We start from the raw sequence: 16,891 nt of genomic DNA on the forward strand, positions 1-16,891 counted from the left end.
CTGTTCGGGTTACTTGGCGGCGACGGCGGCGGAGGCGCGGGCCTTGCCGGTGGCGGCTTCGGCCTGGGCCTTGGCGGCACGTTCGGCGAGCGCACGCTTGTATTCGTTCGGGAACACCTTGACGAACTTGGCGCGCGAGGCGGCCCAGGCGTCGAGCAGCTCGCGGGCGCGCAGCGAGCCGGTCCAGCGGTGGTGGTCCTCGATGAGCTTCTTCAGCAGCGCCTCGTCGGCCATGCCGCGGTGCCAGGCCGATGCGTCGCCGGCCTGCTCGTCGCGCGGCAGCACCTTCTCCAGCGTGACCATGCTGGTGTTGCAGCGGCGCGCGAACTCGCCGTCCTCGTCGAAGACGTAGGCCACGCCGCCGGACATGCCGGCGGCGAAGTTGCGGCCGGTCTTGCCGAGCACGACGACCGTGCCGCCGGTCATGTACTCGCAGCCGTGGTCGCCGGTGCCTTCGACGACGGTCGAGGCGCCCGACAGCCGCACCGCGAAACGCTCGCCGGCGACGCCGCGGAAGAAGGCCTCGCCGCTGGTCGCGCCGTACAGCGCGGTGTTGCCGATGATGATGTTCTTCGTCGCGTCGCCGCGGAACTCGATCGACGGGCGCACGACGACGCGGCCGCCCGACAGGCCCTTGCCGGTGTAGTCGTTGGCGTCGCCGATCAGGTACAGCGTGATGCCCGGCGCGAGGAAGGCGCCGAAGCTCTGGCCGCCGGTGCCTTCCATCTGCATGAAGATCGTGTGGTCGGGCAGGCCTTCGGGGCGGTGGCGCACCAGCTCGCCCGACAGCATCGCGCCGACGCTGCGGTTGCGGTTGCGCGCGTCCTCCATGAACTGCACCTTCTCGCCGCGCTCGATCGCCGGGCGGCAGCGCTCGATGAGCTTCAGGTCCAGCGCCTTCTCCAGGCCGTGGTCCTGCTCCTCGCAGTGCAGGCGCGGCACGTCGGCGGCGACGGCGGGCTGGTGCAGCACGCGGGCGAAGTCCAGGCCGCTGGCCTTCCAGTGCTCGATGCCCTTCTTCATGTCGAGCAGGTCGGCACGGCCGATCAGGTCGTCGAACTTGCGGATGCCCAGCTGCGCCATGATCTGGCGCGCTTCCTCGGCGACGAAGAAGAAGTAGTTGACGACGTGCTCGGGCTTGCCGGCGAACTTGCGGCGCAGCACCGGGTCCTGCGTGGCCACGCCCACCGGGCAGGTGTTGAGGTGGCACTTGCGCATCATGATGCAGCCCTCGACGACCAGCGGCGCGGTCGCGAAGCCGAACTCGTCGGCGCCCAGCAGCGCGGCGACGACGACGTCGCGGCCGGTCTTCATCTGGCCGTCGGCCTGCACGCGGATGCGGCCGCGCAGGCGGTTCAGCACCAGCGTCTGCTGCGTCTCGGCCAGGCCCAGCTCCCACGGCGTGCCGCAGTGCTTGATCGAGCTCCACGGCGACGCACCGGTGCCGCCGTCGTAGCCGCTGATGACCAGGTGGTCGGCCTTGCACTTGGTGACGCCGGCGGCGATGGTGCCGACACCGACCTCGGAGACGAGCTTGACGCTGATCGACGCACGCGGGTTGGCGTTCTTCAGGTCGTGGATCAGCTGCGCCAGGTCCTCGATCGAATAGATGTCGTGGTGCGGCGGCGGGCTGATCAGGCCGACACCCGGCACCGAGTAGCGCAGGAAGCCGATGTATTCGGACACCTTGCCGCCCGGCAGCTGGCCGCCTTCACCGGGCTTGGCGCCCTGGGCCATCTTGATCTGGATCTGATCGGCCGAGACCAGGTACTCGGTCGTGACGCCGAAGCGGCCCGAGGCCACCTGCTTGATCTTCGAGCGCAGGCTGTCGCCTTCCTGCATCACGTAGTCGGCTTCGATGACCTTGCTGCCGACGACGTCCGACACCTTGGTGCCGGCGGCGATCTTGATGCCCTTCAGCTCGTTGCGGTAGCGCGCCGGGTCTTCGCCGCCTTCGCCGGTGTTGCTCTTGGCGCCGATGCGGTTCATCGCCAGCGCCAGCGTCGAGTGCGCCTCGGTGCTGATCGAGCCCAGCGACATCGCGCCGGTGGCGAAACGCTTGACGATCTCGGACGCCGGCTCGACCTCGTCGAGGGAGATCGCCTTGCTCGGGTCGACCTTGAACTCGAACAGGCCGCGCAGCGTCATGTGGCGGCGGTTCTGGTCGTTGATGATCTGGGCGTACTCCTTGTACGTCTCCCAGCGGTTGCCGCGCGTCGCGTGCTGCAGCTTGGCGATCGCGTCGGGCGTCCACATGTGCTCTTCGCCGCGGGTGCGCCAGGCGTATTCGCCACCGGCGTCGAGCATGGTCGCGAGCACCGGGTCATCGCCGAAGGCCGCCAGGTGCATGCGCACCGCTTCCTCGGCGACCTCGAAGACGCCGATGCCGCCGACCTGGCTGGCGGTGCCGCGGAAGTACTTCTCGACGAAATCCTTCTTCAGGCCGATGGCCTCGAAGATCTGGGCACCGCAATACGACATGTAGGTGCTGATGCCCATCTTCGACATGATCTTCGAGAGACCCTTGCCGACGGCCTTGATGTAGTTGTAGATCGCCTTCTCGGCCGACAGCGCGCCGGGCAGCTCGGCGTGCATCGCCGCCAGCGTCTCCAGCGCCAGGTACGGGTGCACGGCCTCGGCGCCGTAGCCGGCGAGCACCGCGAAGTGGTGCACCTCGCGCGCCGAGCCGGTCTCGACGACCAGGCCGGCCGTCGTGCGCAGGCCTTCGCGCACCAGATGGTGGTGGATCGCCGACAGCGCCAGCAGCGCGGGGATCGCCACCTGGCCGCGCGCCATGCGGCGGTCGGTGATGATCAGGATGTTGTGGTCGCTCTTCAGCGCATCCACCGCTTCGGCGCACAGCGAGGCCAGCTTGGCCTCGACGCCTTCACGGCCCCAGGCCAGCGGGTAGGTGATGTCCAGCTCGTAGCAGCGGAACTTGCCGTGGGTGTGCTTCTCGATCGAGCGCAGGCGCGCCATGTCGTCGAAGTCCAGCACCGGCTGCGTCACCTCCAGACGCATCGGCGGGTTCACCGCGTTGATGTCCAGCAGGTTGGGCTTCGGGCCGATGAAGCTGTTCAGCGACATGACGATGGCCTCGCGGATCGGGTCGATCGGCGGGTTCGTCACCTGCGCGAACAGCTGCTTGAAGTAGCTGTACAGCGGCTTGTTCTTGTCCGACAGCACGGCCAGCGGGCTGTCGTTGCCCATCGAGCCGATCGCTTCCTCGCCGTTGGCGGCCATCGGCGCGAGCAGGAACTTGATGTCTTCCTGCGTGTAGCCGAAGGCCTGCTGGCGGTCGAGCAGCGTCTCGGCGAACGAGGCCGGCTCGGCGTTGACCTGCACGTCGTCCAGGCGCACACGCACGTTGTCGATCCACTGGCGGTACGGGCGCGCGTTGGCGAACTGGTTCTTCAGCTCCTCGTCGTCGACGATGCGGCCCTGCTCCAGGTCGATCAGGAACATCTTGCCCGGCTGCAGGCGCCACTTCTTGACGATGCGGTTCTCGGGGATCGGCAGCACGCCGGACTCCGAGGCCATCACGACGAGGTCGTCGTCGGTGACGATGTAGCGCGCCGGGCGCAGGCCGTTGCGGTCCAGCGTCGCGCCGATCTGGCGGCCGTCGGTGAAGACCATCGCCGCCGGGCCGTCCCAGGGCTCGAGCATCGCCGCGTGGTATTCGTAGAACGCGCGCCGGCGCGTGTCCATCAGCTCGTGGTTCTCCCAGGCTTCCGGGATCATCATCATCGCCGCGTGCGCGAGCGGGTAGCCCGACATCGTCAGCAGCTCGAGCGTGTTGTCGAAGGTGGCGGTGTCGCTCTGGTGCTCGAAGCTGATCGGGTAGAGCTTCTTCAGGTCGTCGCCGAGCACCGGCGACTTCATCACGCCCTCACGGGCGCGCATCCAGTTGAAGTTGCCCTTGACGGTGTTGATCTCGCCGTTGTGCGCGACCATGCGGTACGGGTGCGCCAGCGGCCATTCCGGGAAGGTGTTGGTCGAGAAACGCTGGTGCACCAGCGCCAGCGCCGAGGTCGCACGCGGGTCGGCGAGGTCGCGGTAGTACAGGCCGACCTGGTCGGCGAGCAGCAGGCCCTTGTAGATCACCGTGCGGCAGCTCATGCTGGGCACGTAGTACTCGCGGCTGTGCGTCAGCTTCAGGCGCTGGATGGCGGCCGAGGCGGTCTTGCGGATCACGTAGAGCTTGCGCTCCAGCGCGTCGGGCACGATGACGTCGTGGCCGCGGCCGATGAAGACCTGACGGATCACCGGCTCCTTCTGGCGCACCGTCGGCGACATCGGCATCTCGCGGTCGACCGGCACGTCGCGCCAGCCGAGCAGCACCTGGCCCTCGGCCTTGATCGCACGCTCCATCTCCTGCTCGCAGGCCAGGCGCGAAGCGTGTTCCTTCGGCAGGAAGATCATGCCGACGCCGTACTCGCCGGGCGGCGGCAGCTCGACGCCTTGCGCGGCCATCTCGGCGCGGTACAGGTCGTCGGGGATCTGGATCAGGATGCCCGCGCCGTCGCCCATCAGCGCGTCGGCGCCGACGGCACCGCGGTGGTCCAGGTTCTCGAGGATCTTCAGGCCCTGCTCGATGATCGAGTGCGCCTTCTGCCCCTTGATGTGGGCGACGAAGCCGACACCGCAGGCGTCGTGTTCGTTGCGCGGGTCGTACAGGCCGCCTTGGGCGAGCTGGACTTCGTCGACGGTCGCGGGCGTGGCGGGGGCTGCGTCGCGCATGGCGATCTCCGGGCAATCAGGGGGGGGAGCGCGAGCCTAACCCACGCCCTCTATAAGGGCAAGTACGAATAAATGGGGTCAGACACCAAAAGACAATACGATCGACAAGCATGCCGCGTTAAATGGGGACATAGTCATGTTCCGCGACAGTGCACCGGAGCGCGGGCCCGGTGCGTGCGAGGCGACGATCGCCCGAATGTCGGCCGCGCCCGGCGCGGGTCGCCGTGAGCTGGTGCGCGGCAGCGGGAGCCCGCACCACGAGCGACCGGCGACACGCACGAGCGCGCCGGGCGTGCATTCGGGAATGTCCGGAGGCCGCCGGGTGGGCGGGCACGCGCCGGCTCAGCCCTCCTGCGTGAAATCGCGCTCGGGCCTGAGCCTGGCGCGCAAGGCCTTCCGGCCTTGCACGTCCCGGCTCAGCCCGGCCGGCGGGCGGGGGCCGGCGCCGGGCGCGCCGGTCGTCCCCGCGGACGGGGCCGCAAGGGCCGGGCGGTCTGCTCGCCCAGCCGGGCCAGGAAGCTCGGCCCCCCGACGGCCCAGCCGCCCAGCGCGGCTTCGCGCAGTGCCGCCGCCTGGGCGGGCGGGACGCCGGTGTCGAGCAGACGGCGGTACGCGGCTTCGCGCTCGAACGGCGTGTTGCCCAGTTGCCAGACTTCGGGCGGGTCGCTGACCAGCGGGTCGCGACCGCCGGTGCGGTGCGCCGCGCTGGAACACGGCGCCGCCGCGTCGACCAGCCGCAGCGCCGCCAGCAGCCAGTCACCCGGCTCGACCGGCGCGCAGCGGTAGCGCCCGTCCCACAGCGTGCCGCGGCCGCCGTGGCGCTGGCGATAGGCCGCGACGTAGCGCCGGCCCAGCGACTGCATCATGCGCGAGAGCGCGTCCTCGGCCGGCGGTGTAGCCAGGATCTGGACCTCGGTGTCGGGCAGCGCGTAGGCGTGGATCGCGACCCGCTGGGCCACCGCGGCCTCGCGCAACGCGGCGACGAAGGCGCGCCGATCCTCGTCGTCGGCGAACACGCTGCGACCGTCGTGGCCGCGCTGGACCACGAGGTGGCCGCAGCCGGGCAGCACGAGCCGAGGCAGCCGCGCCATCGCGATCAGAGCGCGAACAGATCGCGGCCGGTCAGCCGCTGGTGCTCGCGCAGCGCGAAGCGGTCGGTCATGCCGGCGATGTAGTCGGCGACCGCACGGTGGAAGTCGCTGGCACCGGCGTAATCGGCCGGCATCTCCTGCGGCGCCGAGACATAGGCCGCGAAGAGTTCGGCGACGACAGTGCGCGCACGCACCGTCACGTCGACGACCTGCGGGTGGCGGTACAGCTCCTTGAACAGAAAGCGCTTCAGCTCCGAAAGCGGCTCGCGCACCTCGTCGCTGAAGGCGGCAATGCGCGGCAGCCGTCGCAGCGCGTCGGCATCCTCGGGCTGGTGCCTGGCAAGCTGGCGGTTCGTCTCGTCGATCAGGTCGTAGACCAGCGCCGACAGCAAACGCCGCAGCGTCTCGAACAGCAGGCGCCGCGGCGGCATCGCCAGCAGCTTCGGGTGCGCGGCGAGCGCCTCGTCGCGGAAGCGCGCATACAGCGCCAGCTCGTCGAGCTGCTCCATCGTGATCAGGCCGGAGCGCACGCCGTCGTCGACGTCGTGGGCGTTGTAGGCCACCTCGTCGGCGAGGTTGACGATCTGCGCCTCCAGCGAAGGCTGCGTGCCGTCGAGGAAACGCCGCGCCGGGCCGTCGGGCTCGGCGGCGCACATCAGCTCGGCGTGATGGCGCGAGCAGTGCTTCAGGATGCCTTCGCGCGTCTCGAAGCTGAGGTTCAGGCCGTCGAACTCCGGATAACGCTGCTCCAGCTTGTCAACGACACGCAGGCTCTGCAGGTTGTGCTCGAAGCCGCCGTGGCCGGCCATGCACTGGTTCAGCACGTCCTGGCCGGCGTGGCCGAAGGGTGTGTGGCCGAGGTCATGGGCCAGCGCCAGCGCCTCGATCAGCTCTTCGTTCAGGCGCAGCTGGCGCGCGATCGAACGCCCGAGCTGCGCGACCTCCAGCGAATGCGTCAGCCGGGTGCGGAACAGGTCGCCTTCATGGTTGACGAAGACCTGGGTCTTGTAGACCAGGCGCCGGAAGGCCGTGCTGTGCACGATGCGGTCGCGGTCGCGCTGGTGCTCGGTGCGCGGGGCCGCCGAGCCTTCGTCGATGCGCCGCCCGCGGCTGCGCCACGGGTCGACCGCCCACGGAGCCAGGCCGGTGCCGTTCACGCCACGAGATGGCGCTCGATCGCCTCGGCGACCAGCACGTCCGGCGCCGCGCACACGACGGCGCGGCCCGGGGCCTCGATCAGCACGAAGCGGATCTCGCCGCCTTCGGCCTTCTTGTCGACGCGCATCAGCTCGAGGTAGCGCTCGATGCCCAGCCGCGGGCCGCGCACCGGCAGGCCGGCACGTTCGCACAGGCGTTGCAGGCGCTCGACGAAGGCCGGCGGCACCAGGCCCAGCAGCGCCGACAGCTCGGCCGCCATCACCATGCCGCAGCCGACGGCTTCGCCGTGCAGCCACTCGCCATAACCCAGGCCGGCTTCGATCGCGTGGCCGAAGGTGTGGCCGAAGTTGAGGATCGCGCGCAGACCGGCTTCGCGCTCGTCCTGGCCGACGACCTCGGCCTTGATCTCGCAGGAGCGCCGCACCGCGTACGCCAGCGCGGCGCGGTCGCGCGCGCGCAGCGCGTCGATGTTGGCCTCGATCCAGTCGAGGAAGCCGGCATCGGCGATCGGCCCGTACTTGATGATCTCGGCCAGCCCGGCGCTGACTTCGCGCGCCGGCAAGGTGTCCAGCGTGTCGAGGTCGCAGATCACGCGGCGCGGCTGGTAGAACGCGCCGATCATGTTCTTGCCCAGCGGGTGGTTGATCGCGGTCTTGCCGCCGACCGAGGAGTCGACCTGCGCCAGCAGCGTCGTCGGCACCTGCACGAAGGGCACGCCGCGCATGTAGCTGGCGGCGGCGAAGCCGGTGATGTCGCCGACGACGCCGCCGCCGAGCGCGTAGAGCACCGTCTTGCGGTCGCAGCCACGCGCCAGCAGGTGGTCGAAGATCAGGTTCAGCGTCTGCCAGGTCTTGTGCGCCTCGCCGTCGGGCAGCACGACGGTGCTGACGTCGCGGTGCAGCGGCGCCAGTGCGCGGCGCAGCGCGTCGCCGTGCAGCGGGCCGACCGTGGTGTTGGTGACGATGACGGCATGGGCCGCACGCGGCAGGCCCTGCCAGCACGCGGGCGCGGCAAGCAGGCCGCCGCCGATCAGGATGTCATAGCGCGAATCGGGCGTCGCGACGGAAACGGAGACGGGTTCGCTCATGGCGGCGACAGTGTACGGCGCCGCCCGAGACGCCTCAGTGGCGGTCGGCGGCGCTCGACGCCTCGGCGGGCGAATGATCGATCGGCGACGGCACGCGGCCGGGATCGACGAGGCCGGCCAGCTCCAGCTGCATCAGCACCATGCCGATCAGCGAGGGCACCGACGGCCGCGTCGTCTCGACGACGAAGTGCGCGCAGCGGCGGTACAGCGGGTCGCGGTCGCGGAACAGCTCGCGCAGCCGGCGCTGCGGATCGCCCACCTGCAGCAGCGGCCGCGTCGTGTCGTGGCGCAGGCGGCGGAACAGCTCTTCCGGCGTCGAGCGCAGATAGAACACCTGCGTGCGCGAGTGCAGCGCCTCGCGGTTGGCCGGCCGCAGCACGGCACCGCCGCCGGTGGCGAGCACGCAGCCAGGCTGGCGCGTCAGCTCGTCGATCGTGCGCTGCTCGAGGTCGCGGAAGGCCTCCTCGCCGTGGGCGGCGAAGTAGTCGCGGATGCTGATGCCCAGCGAGCGCTCGATCTCGGCGTCGCTGTCGACGAAACGCAGCCCGAGCTGCCGCGCCAGATGGCGCCCGACGGTGGACTTGCCACTGCCGGGCATGCCGACGAGGGAGAGGATCACGCGACGAGGCTCCGGGAGCGAGCGCCGCACCGTCCGGCCTGCCGGCCCGCTGCGGCACGCGCGGGCACGGCAGGCGAGCGCCTCAGATCCGACACGTCAGGCGTCAACGCACCGCAGCCCGGTCGGTCACGATCTTGGGCGTCAGGAACACCAGCAGCTCGGTCTTGCTGGAGGTACGCGTGGTGCTGCGGAACAGGACGCCCAGCCCCGGGATGTCGCCCAGCAGCGGCACCTTGCTGACGTCGGTGCTCTCGCTTTGCGTGTAGATGCCGCCGATGACCACCGTGCCGCCGTTCTCGACCAGCACCTTGGTCTTGACGTGCTTGGTGTCGATCGCGAAGCCGGCGGCGGTCGAACGGCCGACGCTGTCCTTGTTGACGTCGACGTCGAGGATCACGTTGCCTTCGGGCGTGATCTGCGGCGTGACCTCGAGCTTGAGACTGGCCTTGCGGAAGCTGATCGAGGTGGCGCCGCTGGAGGTGCTCTCCTGGTATGGCAGCTCCTCGCCCTGCTCGATCAGCGCCTTCTCCTGGTCGGCGGTGATGACACGCGGGCTGGAGACGATCTTGCCCTTGCCGTCGGCTTCCAGCGCCGAGAGCTCCAGGTTCAGGAAACGCGTCAGGCTGGAGTTGAACAGCGACACCGCGAAGGTCGGTGCCGAAGTGACGCCGCTGAAGTTCGACGACGAGATGTTGGCCGGCAGGTTGACGAACTGGGTGCTGTTGAAGCCCGGGTCCTTCAACAGCTGGCCCGTCTGGTAGCCGACGTCGTCGTAGTTGCCGCCGACACCGACGCCCACACCGCCGTTGTTGTAGAACTTCGGCGCGGCATTGGCGCCCAGCTTGACCCCGAGCGCCCGCCCGAAGGTGTCGTCGGCCTCGACGATGCGCGCCTCGATCATCACCTGGCGCACCGGGATGTCGATCTTGGCGATCAGCTGGGTGATCTCCTCGAGCTTGCTCGGGATGTCGGAGACGAAGAGCTGGTTGGTGCGCGTCTCGAAGATCACGCTGCCACGCGGCGACAGGATGCGCGAGGCATGCGACGAGCCGCCGCTCTGGCCCTGGTTCTGGCCCAGCAGCCCCTTGGCCACGACCTCGGCCTTGGTGTAGTTGAGCTGGAAGGACTGGGTGCGCAGCGGCTCGAGCTCGGCGACCTTCTTCTTGGCCTCCAGGTCGACCTGCTCCTTGGCGGCCAGCTCCTCCTTCGGCGCGATCCAGAGCACGTTGCCGGACTTCTTCACGCCCAGGCCCTTGCTCTGCATGATGATGTCCAGCGCCTGGTCCCAGGGCACGTCCTTCAGCCGCAGCGTGACGGTGCCGGTGACGGTGTCGCTGGTCACGACGTTGAAGTTGGTGAAGTCGGCGATGACCTGCAGCAGCGCCCGGACCTCGATGTTCTGGAAGTTCAGCGACAGCTTCTCGCCCTGGTAGCCCGGGCCCTGCGTCAGCTTGTTCGGGTCCATCTTCAGCGGCCGGACCTCGAGCACGAACTGGTCGTCGGTCTGGTAGGCGCTGTGCTCCCAGGCACCGGTGGGCTCGACGACCATGCGCACGCGGTCGCCGGCCTGCACCGTCGACACCATGCGCACCGGGGTGCCGAAGTCGGTGACATCCAGCCGGCGGCGCAGCGCGTCGGGCAGCGTCGCGCGCGGGAACTCGACGACGAGGTTCTGGCCCTGCTGGCGCAGGTCGACGCCGAGCTGCGCGCTCGGCAGCGCGACGACGACGCGGCCGGCGCCGTCGGCACCGCGGCGGAAGTCGATGCCGCGAATGCTCTGCGTCTCGACGTTCTGCGACGGCGCGAAGTGAACCGGCTGTTCGGCCACGGCGATCTGCGGCGCCACGGTGTTCAGCACCAGCAGCAGCGCGTTGCCCTGGATCTGGGCCTGGTAGCTCGTCGGCTGCTTCAGGTTGAGCACCAGACGCGTGCGGTCGCCGGCCTGCGCGATGCTGACCGAGCGCAGGTTGCCCTGGTTGACCTCGACGCTGTTGCGGCCCATCGCGTTGCCGACGCCGGGCAGGTCCACCGCGATGCGCGGCGGGTTCTGCACCGAGAAGCCGTTGGGCACCGCCGCCAGCGGTTCGCTGAGCTCGATGCGCACGACCTCGCCGCCGGCCTGCTGGGTGCTGCTGACCGACTGGATCGCCGGATCGGCCCAGGCAGCCGGGGCGAGCAGCAGGCCGCTGGTCGCGATGGCCGCAAGAACGGCTCGCCAGTTGAACATCGTTCGAATCTCCTCGGTGTCCTTCATCGCCGTCATCGCGCCCTCTCCTGCAGTTGCAGCACGGCCGGGCGCTCGACCCACTCGCCGGCGGCGTCCTGCACGACCTCGCGCAGCGCGATCTCGCTTTCGGCGATGCGCATCACACGGCCATAGTTCTGGCCCAGGTAGTCACCCACCTTGACCTGGTACAGCAGGTTCTCCACCCGCAGCAGCGCGAACTGCTGGCCTCCCCGCACGACGCTGCCGACCATCGACATGCTGTCCAGCGGGTAGGCCTCGAGCGGCTCGCGGCGGCGGTTCATCTCCGACGCCAGCAGGGAGTTCGGCTGCCGCGCCTCCTGCTTGAGGGCGACCGACAGCTTCTGGTTGCTGAACGGCTCGACCCCCTGCGCCTGGGTGTAGGGCTCGGGGTCGAAGCGCTTGGGCGCCTGCAGCGGCTGCACGCTCGGCTTCACCTCGCGCCGCTGCTGGTCCATCCAGGCCTGGAGTTCCTCGTTCTGGTCGGCACAGCCGGCGACCAGCGCGGCGGCCAGCGCGAGCGCCAGGCCGGTTCGGGCGGGCATCACTTGCGGCCCCCCTTCTTCTTCTGCTGCGACGCGGCCGCCTTGCGCCGCTCTTCGACCTCGGACGGGTCGAGATAGCGGTAGGTGCGCGCGGTGGCCTCCATCGCCAGCATGCCGTTGGCTTCCTTGGGCATCTGCGTGATCGTGAGGTTCTGCAGCGTGACGATGCGCGATAGGTTGGCGACGTCGGCGGCGAACGCCCCGACGTCGTGGTAGCGCCCGGAGACCTTGATCGAGATCGGCAGCTCGGCGTAGTAGTCCTTGACCTCGACCTGGCCGGGACGGAACAGCTCGAACTGCAGGCCGCGGCCGAGGCCGGCCTGGTTGATGTCCGACAGCAGCGCGTCCATCTCGGCCTTGCCCGGCAGCTGGCGCTCGAGCTGGGTCACGTACTCCTGCACCTGCTCCTTCTGCTTGCGCAGCTCGCCGATGTTGACCGCCTGCGAGAGCTTGTTGCGGTATTCGGTCTTCAGCGCCGGCTCGCGGTCGCGCTCGGCCTGCAGTTCGTCGTTGGCCGCCGACAGCAGCAGGAACCAGCCGAGCACGACGGTCACCAGCGCGGCCGCGGTCCAGGCCGCGGCCTTGGGCAGCGGCGGCCACTGGCCGGGCTCGTTGACGTTGATCCCGCGGAACTGGGAGGCAGCCCGTTCGAACAGGCCGCCGAGGTCGATGTTGACGTTTCGGGCCATGCTCGCCTCAGGAAGACTTCGCGGCGACAGCCGAGGCACCCTTGGCGGGCGCCGAGGCGGCAGCGGCGGGGGACTGCGGGCGCTTGAGCGTCACGCGCATCGAGAAGTCGAACAGGCGCGAGGTGTCGCGGCTGTTCGCCTGGGCGCTGCGGGCCTTGATCTCGACGAGCTCGGGGCGCTCCAGCCAGGGCGAGTTGTACAGCGCGTTGCGCAGGAACTCCGAGACGCGCTCGTTGGTCTGCGCCACGCCGGCGATCGTCACGGTGCGCCCGCTCTGGCGGATGCTGGTCAGGTACACACCCTCGGGCGTCTGCTTGACGAGTTCGTTGAGCAGGTAGACCGGCGTGTTGCGGTCGGTCTGCAGGTCCTCGACCGCCTTCTGGCGGGACTTCAACGCCTCGATCTCGCTGCGCAGCGTCGCGATGTCCTTGATCTCCTTGTCGAGCACGGAGATCTTCGACTTGAGGAAGGCGTTGCGGTCGGCCTGCGTCGAGGTCATCTGCTGGAGCGCGGTGTACCAGACGCCGACGGCGGCCACGCCGCCGCAGGCAGCCAGCCCCAGGCCGACGAGGAAGGCCCGCTTGCGCTGGCGCCGCTTCTCCTCGCGATGCGGCAGCAGGTTGATGAGGATCACTGCATGAACCTCCGCATCGCGAGGCCGCAGGCCGTCAGGTACGACGGCGCTTCGCGGCGAACGCGGCTTTCACGCACGGCCGAGCCGAGCTGCATGTTGTCGAATGGATTCACGACCTGCGAGGCGAAGCCGGTGAGTTCGGTGACACGATCCTTCAGGCCGGGCAGCGTCGCGGTGCCGCCGGCAAGCATCACGTAGTGCACCTTGTGGTGCGGCGTGCTGGTGAAGAAGTACTGCAGCGCGCGGCCGATCTCCTGCGACAGGCTGTCGACGAAGGGAGCGAGGATCGCGCTCTCGTAGTCCTCGGGCAGGTCGCCGGAGAGCTTCTTGGCCTCGGCTTCCTCGAAGGACAGGCCGTACTGGCGGCTGATCAGCTGGGTGAGCTGCGAGCCGCCGAAGGCCTGGTCGCGGTCGTAGAGCATGTCGTCGTCGCGCAGCACCTTCAGGCTGGTGGTGTCGGCGCCGATCTCGAACAGCGCGACCAGCGCGTCGCGGCCCTCGTTGGGCAGCGCCGCGACGACCCGGCTCATCGCCAGGCGCGAGGCGTGCGACTCGATGTCCAGCACCACCGGCTTCAGCCCGGCGGCCTCGGCCAGGCCCTGGCGGTCCTGCACGCGGTCCTTGCGGCTGGCGGCGATCAGCACCTCGACGTCGCCGGCGGAGGTGGCACTCGGGCCGATGACGCAGAAGTCCAGGCTGACCTCGTCGAGCGAGAACGGGATGTACTGGTTGGCCTCGGACTCGACCTGCAGTTCCATCTCCTCGTCGCGCAGGCCGGCCGGCAGCATGATCTTCTTCGTGATGACGGCCGACTGCGGCATCGCCATGACGACGTTCTTGGAGCGCGTGCCGCTCTTGGCGACGACGCGGCGCACGGCTTCGGCGACCTCGTCGAACTTCTCGATCTGGCCGTCGGTGATCCAGCCCTTTTCGAACGGCTCGGTGGCGAAACGCTCCAGCACGAACTCACCGGAGGGCGCGCGCCCCAGCTCGACGAGCTTGACGCTGGACGAGCTGATGTCCAGCCCGATCATGGGTGGGTGCTTGCGGCCCAGAAGATTGTCGAGAAAGCTCAAAGCGCACGCTCCCCAGGCAGGCGGGATCCAACCCGAGCTTGTTAAAGAGTTACTTGAATGCTAGCAGTAAAGCCTTTGTAAACCGCAGAGAAACGGGCGCAACTACTGCACGGTCGGCAACGAATCCGCGCCCTTGCTGGCGGCATCGCAACACCCCGCGGCGGCCGGGCGGCAACACGACGTGAGGAATGTCACGGCGCCGGCCATGAAAACCCGCCGGCGGACGCCTTCCTATAATCCCGGCGACCTCTCCACGGGATCCCCATGTCCTCTACCGATCCCGCGCCCGAGCGCCCGCCGGCGCCTTCCGGTGGCGCACCCCGCTCCCGCCCGCGACGCACTGCCGGCAGCCTGCTGCTGCTGGCCCTGGCCTGGCTTGTCGGCCTGGCGCTCGCGGCTGTCGTGTCCGTCGTGATGGTGGTCGGCGTCGCGCTGGCCGTGGCCTACCCGCAGCTGCCGGAGATCGCCAGCCTCACCGACTACCGGCCCAAGCTGCCGCTGCGCGTGTTCTCCAGCGACGGCGTGCTGCTCGGCGAGTTCGGCGAGGAGCGGCGCAACTTCACGCCGATCGCGCAGATCCCGCAGGTGATGAAGAACGCGGTGCTCGCCGCCGAGGACGCACGCTTCTACGAACACGGCGGCGTCGACTACAAGGGCGTGGCCCGCGCGGCGATCGAGAACCTGCGCGACGCACGCAGCCAGGGCGCGTCGACGATCACGATGCAGGTGGCGCGCAACTTCTACCTGTCGACCGAGAAGACCTTCACGCGCAAGATCTACGAGATCCTGCTGGCGCTGAAGATCGAGCGCCAGCTCTCGAAGGACCAGATCCTCGAGGCCTACATGAACCAGATCTACCTCGGCCAGCGCGCCAACGGCTTCGCCGCGGCCGCGGAGATCTACTTCGGCAAGAAGCTCGCCGACGTGACGGTGGCCGAGGCGGCGATGCTCGCCGGCCTGCCCAAGGCGCCGTCGGCCTACAACCCGATCGCCAACCCCAAGCGCGCCGAGCTGCGCCAGCGCTACATCATCGAGCGCATGTTCGAGAACGGCTTCATCACCGAGGCCGAACACGACGCCGCGCTGGAGCAGAAGCTGCACTACCGCGTGCCCAGCGACATCGCGGTGCATGCCGAGTTCGTCGCCGAGCAGGTGCGCCAGCTGATCTTCGCCCAGTACGGCGAGGAGACCTACACCCGCGGCCTGAACGCCTGGGTGACGATCGACTCCCGTCAGCAGATGGCCGCCTACCGCGCGCTGCGCCGCGGCCTGATGGATTACGAGCTCAGGCGCGTCTACCGCGGCCCCGAGGCCTACATCGACCTGCCGGGCGATCCGGCGCAGGTCGACGCGCGCGTCGCCGAGGCGCTCGCCGACCACCCCGACAACGACGACCTGCGCAGTGCCGTGGTGCTCGAGGCCGCGCCGCGCAAGGTCGTCGCGATGCTGCAGTCCGGCGACACGATCACCGTCACCGGCGACGGCCTGAAGCCGGTCACCTCCGGACTGTCGGAGAAGGCCGGGCCCAAGACCCAGATCCGCCGCGGCGCCGTGGTGCGTGCGATGCAGGACGCCAAGGGCAACTGGACGCTGACCCAGCTGCCGGAGGTCGAGGGCGCCTTCGTCGCGCTGGACCCGCGCACCGGTGCGCTGCAGGCGATGGTCGGCGGCTTCGACTTCGGCAAGAACAAGTTCAACCACGTGACCCAGGCCTGGCGCCAGCCGGGCTCGTCGTTCAAGCCCTTCATCTACTCGGCGGCGCTGGAAAAGGGCTTCACGCCGGCGACCGTGGTCAACGACGCGCCGCTGTTCTTCGACGCCACCGTCACCGGCAGCCAGCCCTGGGAGCCGAAGAACTACGACGGCAAGTTCGAGGGCCCGATGACGCTGCAGGCGGCGCTGGCCAAGTCCAAGAACATGGTCTCGATCCGGGTGCTGCAGTCGGTGGGCGCGCCGTTCGCCCAGGAATGGATCACGCGTTTCGGTTTCGAGCCCGAGCGGCATCCGGCCTATCTGACGATGGCGCTGGGCGCCGGCTCGGTGACGCCGCTGCAGATGGCCACCGCCTACGGCGTCTTCGCCAACGGCGGCTACCGCGTCACGCCGGTGATGATCACCCGGATCACCGACGTCAAGGGCCGCGTGCTGCAGGAGACCCAGCTCAAGCCGCGCGACGAGAGCATGCGTGTGCTCGACGAGCGCAACGCCTTCGTGATGGGCTCGCTGCTGCAGAACGTCGCGCGCGCCGGCACCGCTGCACGCGCGCAGGCGACGCTGAAGCGGCCCGACCTGTACGGCAAGACCGGCACGACCAACGACTCGATGGACGCCTGGTTCGCCGGTTACCAGCCGACGCAGGTCGCGGTGGTCTGGATCGGCTACGACACGCCGAGGAAGCTCGGCGACCGCGAAACCGGCGGCGGCCGCGCGCTGCCGGTGTGGATCGAGTACATGCAGACCGCGCTGCGCGGCGTGCCCGTGTTCGAGCCGCTGCCGCCGGCGGGCGTCGTCCAGCACGAGGGCGTCTGGATGTACGAGGAGTACCGCGACGGCGCCGGCGTCTCCAGCGTCGGCCTGAGCGACGCCGTGCCGCAGGCGCCGACGAACGAGGAACGCAGCACGATCCTCGACCTGTTCAAGCGCTGAACGCCGGCGCGCGCCGGCGCGCGCTTCAGAACACGATCGGCTTGCCGGCCTGGGTGCTGGCGTGCCGGCTCAGCGCCTCGAAGAACTCGCTGCCGTCGCGCGTGTCGGCCCAGCGGCCGTCGGCCCAGCGGTAGTGGAAACCGCCGCCGCGCGCCGCCAGCCACAGCTCCTGCAGCGGCGGCTGGGTGTTGACGACGATCTTGCTGCCGTTCGGGAAGGACAGCTCCAGCAGGCCGCCGGTACGCGTGGTGTCGATGTCGACGACGTCCTGCTGCAGCAGCCGGTCGGCGGTGGCCTCGATGCGTGCCAGCGCCTCCTGCGCCAGGCGGTGGTACTCGGCGTCGGTCAGGACCGTGCTCAT

General features: G+C 69.4%; 12 protein-coding genes. 1 reads left to right on the top strand and 11 read right to left on the bottom strand.

The genetic code is table 11. The features are described from left to right. Positions 1 to 9 precede the first annotated feature (9 nt). From G5B56_RS08560 to G5B56_RS08605, 10 genes are all read right to left on the bottom strand, one after another. On the bottom strand, positions 10 to 4,740 hold the full coding sequence (locus tag G5B56_RS08560) for a glutamate synthase-related protein (protein WP_009855445.1): 4,731 nt from the start codon (positions 4,738 to 4,740) through the stop codon (positions 10 to 12). Positions 4,741 to 5,156: 416 nt separating this feature from the next. Continuing rightward, a complete protein-coding gene (locus G5B56_RS08565; protein ID WP_009855446.1) occupies positions 5,157 to 5,831 on the bottom strand; it encodes a transposase in 675 nt (224 codons plus the stop codon). A gap of 5 nt (positions 5,832 to 5,836) precedes the next feature. Next, positions 5,837 to 6,988, bottom strand: a complete 1,152-nt coding sequence (locus tag G5B56_RS08570) for a deoxyguanosinetriphosphate triphosphohydrolase (protein WP_009855447.1) — start codon at positions 6,986 to 6,988, stop codon at positions 5,837 to 5,839. Further along, positions 6,985 to 8,076: a 3-dehydroquinate synthase gene (gene aroB, locus G5B56_RS08575; RefSeq protein ID WP_164962926.1), complete on the bottom strand. Its 1,092-nt coding sequence runs from the start codon at positions 8,074 to 8,076 to the stop codon at positions 6,985 to 6,987. Before aroB ends, G5B56_RS08570 begins: the two co-directional genes overlap by 4 nt. Positions 8,077 to 8,110: 34 nt before the next feature. Then, positions 8,111 to 8,695, bottom strand: coding sequence for a shikimate kinase (locus tag G5B56_RS08580; protein ID WP_164962927.1), 585 nt, complete (start codon positions 8,693 to 8,695; stop codon positions 8,111 to 8,113). A 103-nt stretch (positions 8,696 to 8,798) separates the two neighbouring features. Further along, entirely contained in the window at positions 8,799 to 10,958 is a 2,160-nt protein-coding gene (pilQ, locus tag G5B56_RS08585; protein WP_009855450.1) for a type IV pilus secretin PilQ, read from the bottom strand. Continuing rightward, positions 10,955 to 11,485, bottom strand: coding sequence for a pilus assembly protein PilP (locus G5B56_RS08590; protein ID WP_009855451.1), 531 nt, complete (start codon positions 11,483 to 11,485; stop codon positions 10,955 to 10,957). Before G5B56_RS08590 ends, pilQ begins: the two co-directional genes overlap by 4 nt. Next, a complete protein-coding gene (locus G5B56_RS08595) occupies positions 11,485 to 12,174 on the bottom strand; it encodes a type 4a pilus biogenesis protein PilO (RefSeq protein ID WP_009855452.1) in 690 nt (229 codons plus the stop codon). The genes G5B56_RS08590 and G5B56_RS08595 overlap by 1 nt, the downstream gene beginning before the upstream one ends. Positions 12,175 to 12,181: 7 nt before the next feature. Next, positions 12,182 to 12,808: a PilN domain-containing protein gene (locus G5B56_RS08600; protein ID WP_009855453.1), complete on the bottom strand. Its 627-nt coding sequence runs from the start codon at positions 12,806 to 12,808 to the stop codon at positions 12,182 to 12,184. Then, positions 12,805 to 13,842 carry a pilus assembly protein PilM gene (locus G5B56_RS08605; protein WP_050801716.1) on the bottom strand — a complete coding sequence of 346 codons (1,038 nt, stop codon included), beginning with the start codon at positions 13,840 to 13,842 and terminating at the stop codon, positions 12,805 to 12,807. The genes G5B56_RS08600 and G5B56_RS08605 overlap by 4 nt, the downstream gene beginning before the upstream one ends. A 306-nt stretch (positions 13,843 to 14,148) precedes the next feature. Between G5B56_RS08605 and G5B56_RS08610 the strand changes: the two genes are divergently transcribed. Continuing rightward, positions 14,149 to 16,530 (top strand): penicillin-binding protein 1A, encoded by a 2,382-nt coding sequence (locus G5B56_RS08610; protein ID WP_009855455.1) that lies wholly within the window; start codon positions 14,149 to 14,151, stop codon positions 16,528 to 16,530. Positions 16,531 to 16,555: 25 nt separating this feature from the next. On the opposite strand, the gene cyaY is transcribed toward G5B56_RS08610, so the two are convergent. After that, positions 16,556 to 16,891: an iron donor protein CyaY gene (cyaY, locus tag G5B56_RS08615; RefSeq protein ID WP_009855456.1), complete on the bottom strand. Its 336-nt coding sequence runs from the start codon at positions 16,889 to 16,891 to the stop codon at positions 16,556 to 16,558.

The organism is Rubrivivax sp. JA1026, assembly GCF_011065555.1.
Classification (GTDB): domain Bacteria; phylum Pseudomonadota; class Gammaproteobacteria; order Burkholderiales; family Burkholderiaceae_C; genus Rubrivivax; species Rubrivivax benzoatilyticus.

What these genes read in the sequence shown, in the direction of transcription:
- G5B56_RS08560 (WP_009855445.1), bottom strand. Translation starts at nt 4,740, where the DNA reads ATGCGCGACGCAGCCCCCGCCACGCCCGCGACCGTCGACGAAGTCCAG.
- G5B56_RS08565 (WP_009855446.1), bottom strand. Translation starts at nt 5,831, where the DNA reads ATGGCGCGGCTGCCTCGGCTCGTGCTGCCCGGCTGCGGCCACCTCGTG.
- aroB (WP_164962926.1), bottom strand. Translation starts at nt 8,076, where the DNA reads ATGAGCGAACCCGTCTCCGTTTCCGTCGCGACGCCCGATTCGCGCTAT.
- pilQ (WP_009855450.1), bottom strand. Translation starts at nt 10,958, where the DNA reads ATGACGGCGATGAAGGACACCGAGGAGATTCGAACGATGTTCAACTGG.
- G5B56_RS08590 (WP_009855451.1), bottom strand. Translation starts at nt 11,485, where the DNA reads ATGCCCGCCCGAACCGGCCTGGCGCTCGCGCTGGCCGCCGCGCTGGTC.
- G5B56_RS08595 (WP_009855452.1), bottom strand. Translation starts at nt 12,174, where the DNA reads ATGGCCCGAAACGTCAACATCGACCTCGGCGGCCTGTTCGAACGGGCT.
- G5B56_RS08605 (WP_050801716.1), bottom strand. Translation starts at nt 13,842, where the DNA reads ATGATCGGGCTGGACATCAGCTCGTCCAGCGTCAAGCTCGTCGAGCTG.
- G5B56_RS08610 (WP_009855455.1), top strand. Translation starts at nt 14,149, where the DNA reads ATGTCCTCTACCGATCCCGCGCCCGAGCGCCCGCCGGCGCCTTCCGGT.
- cyaY (WP_009855456.1), bottom strand. Translation starts at nt 16,891, where the DNA reads ATGAGCACGGTCCTGACCGACGCCGAGTACCACCGCCTGGCGCAGGAG.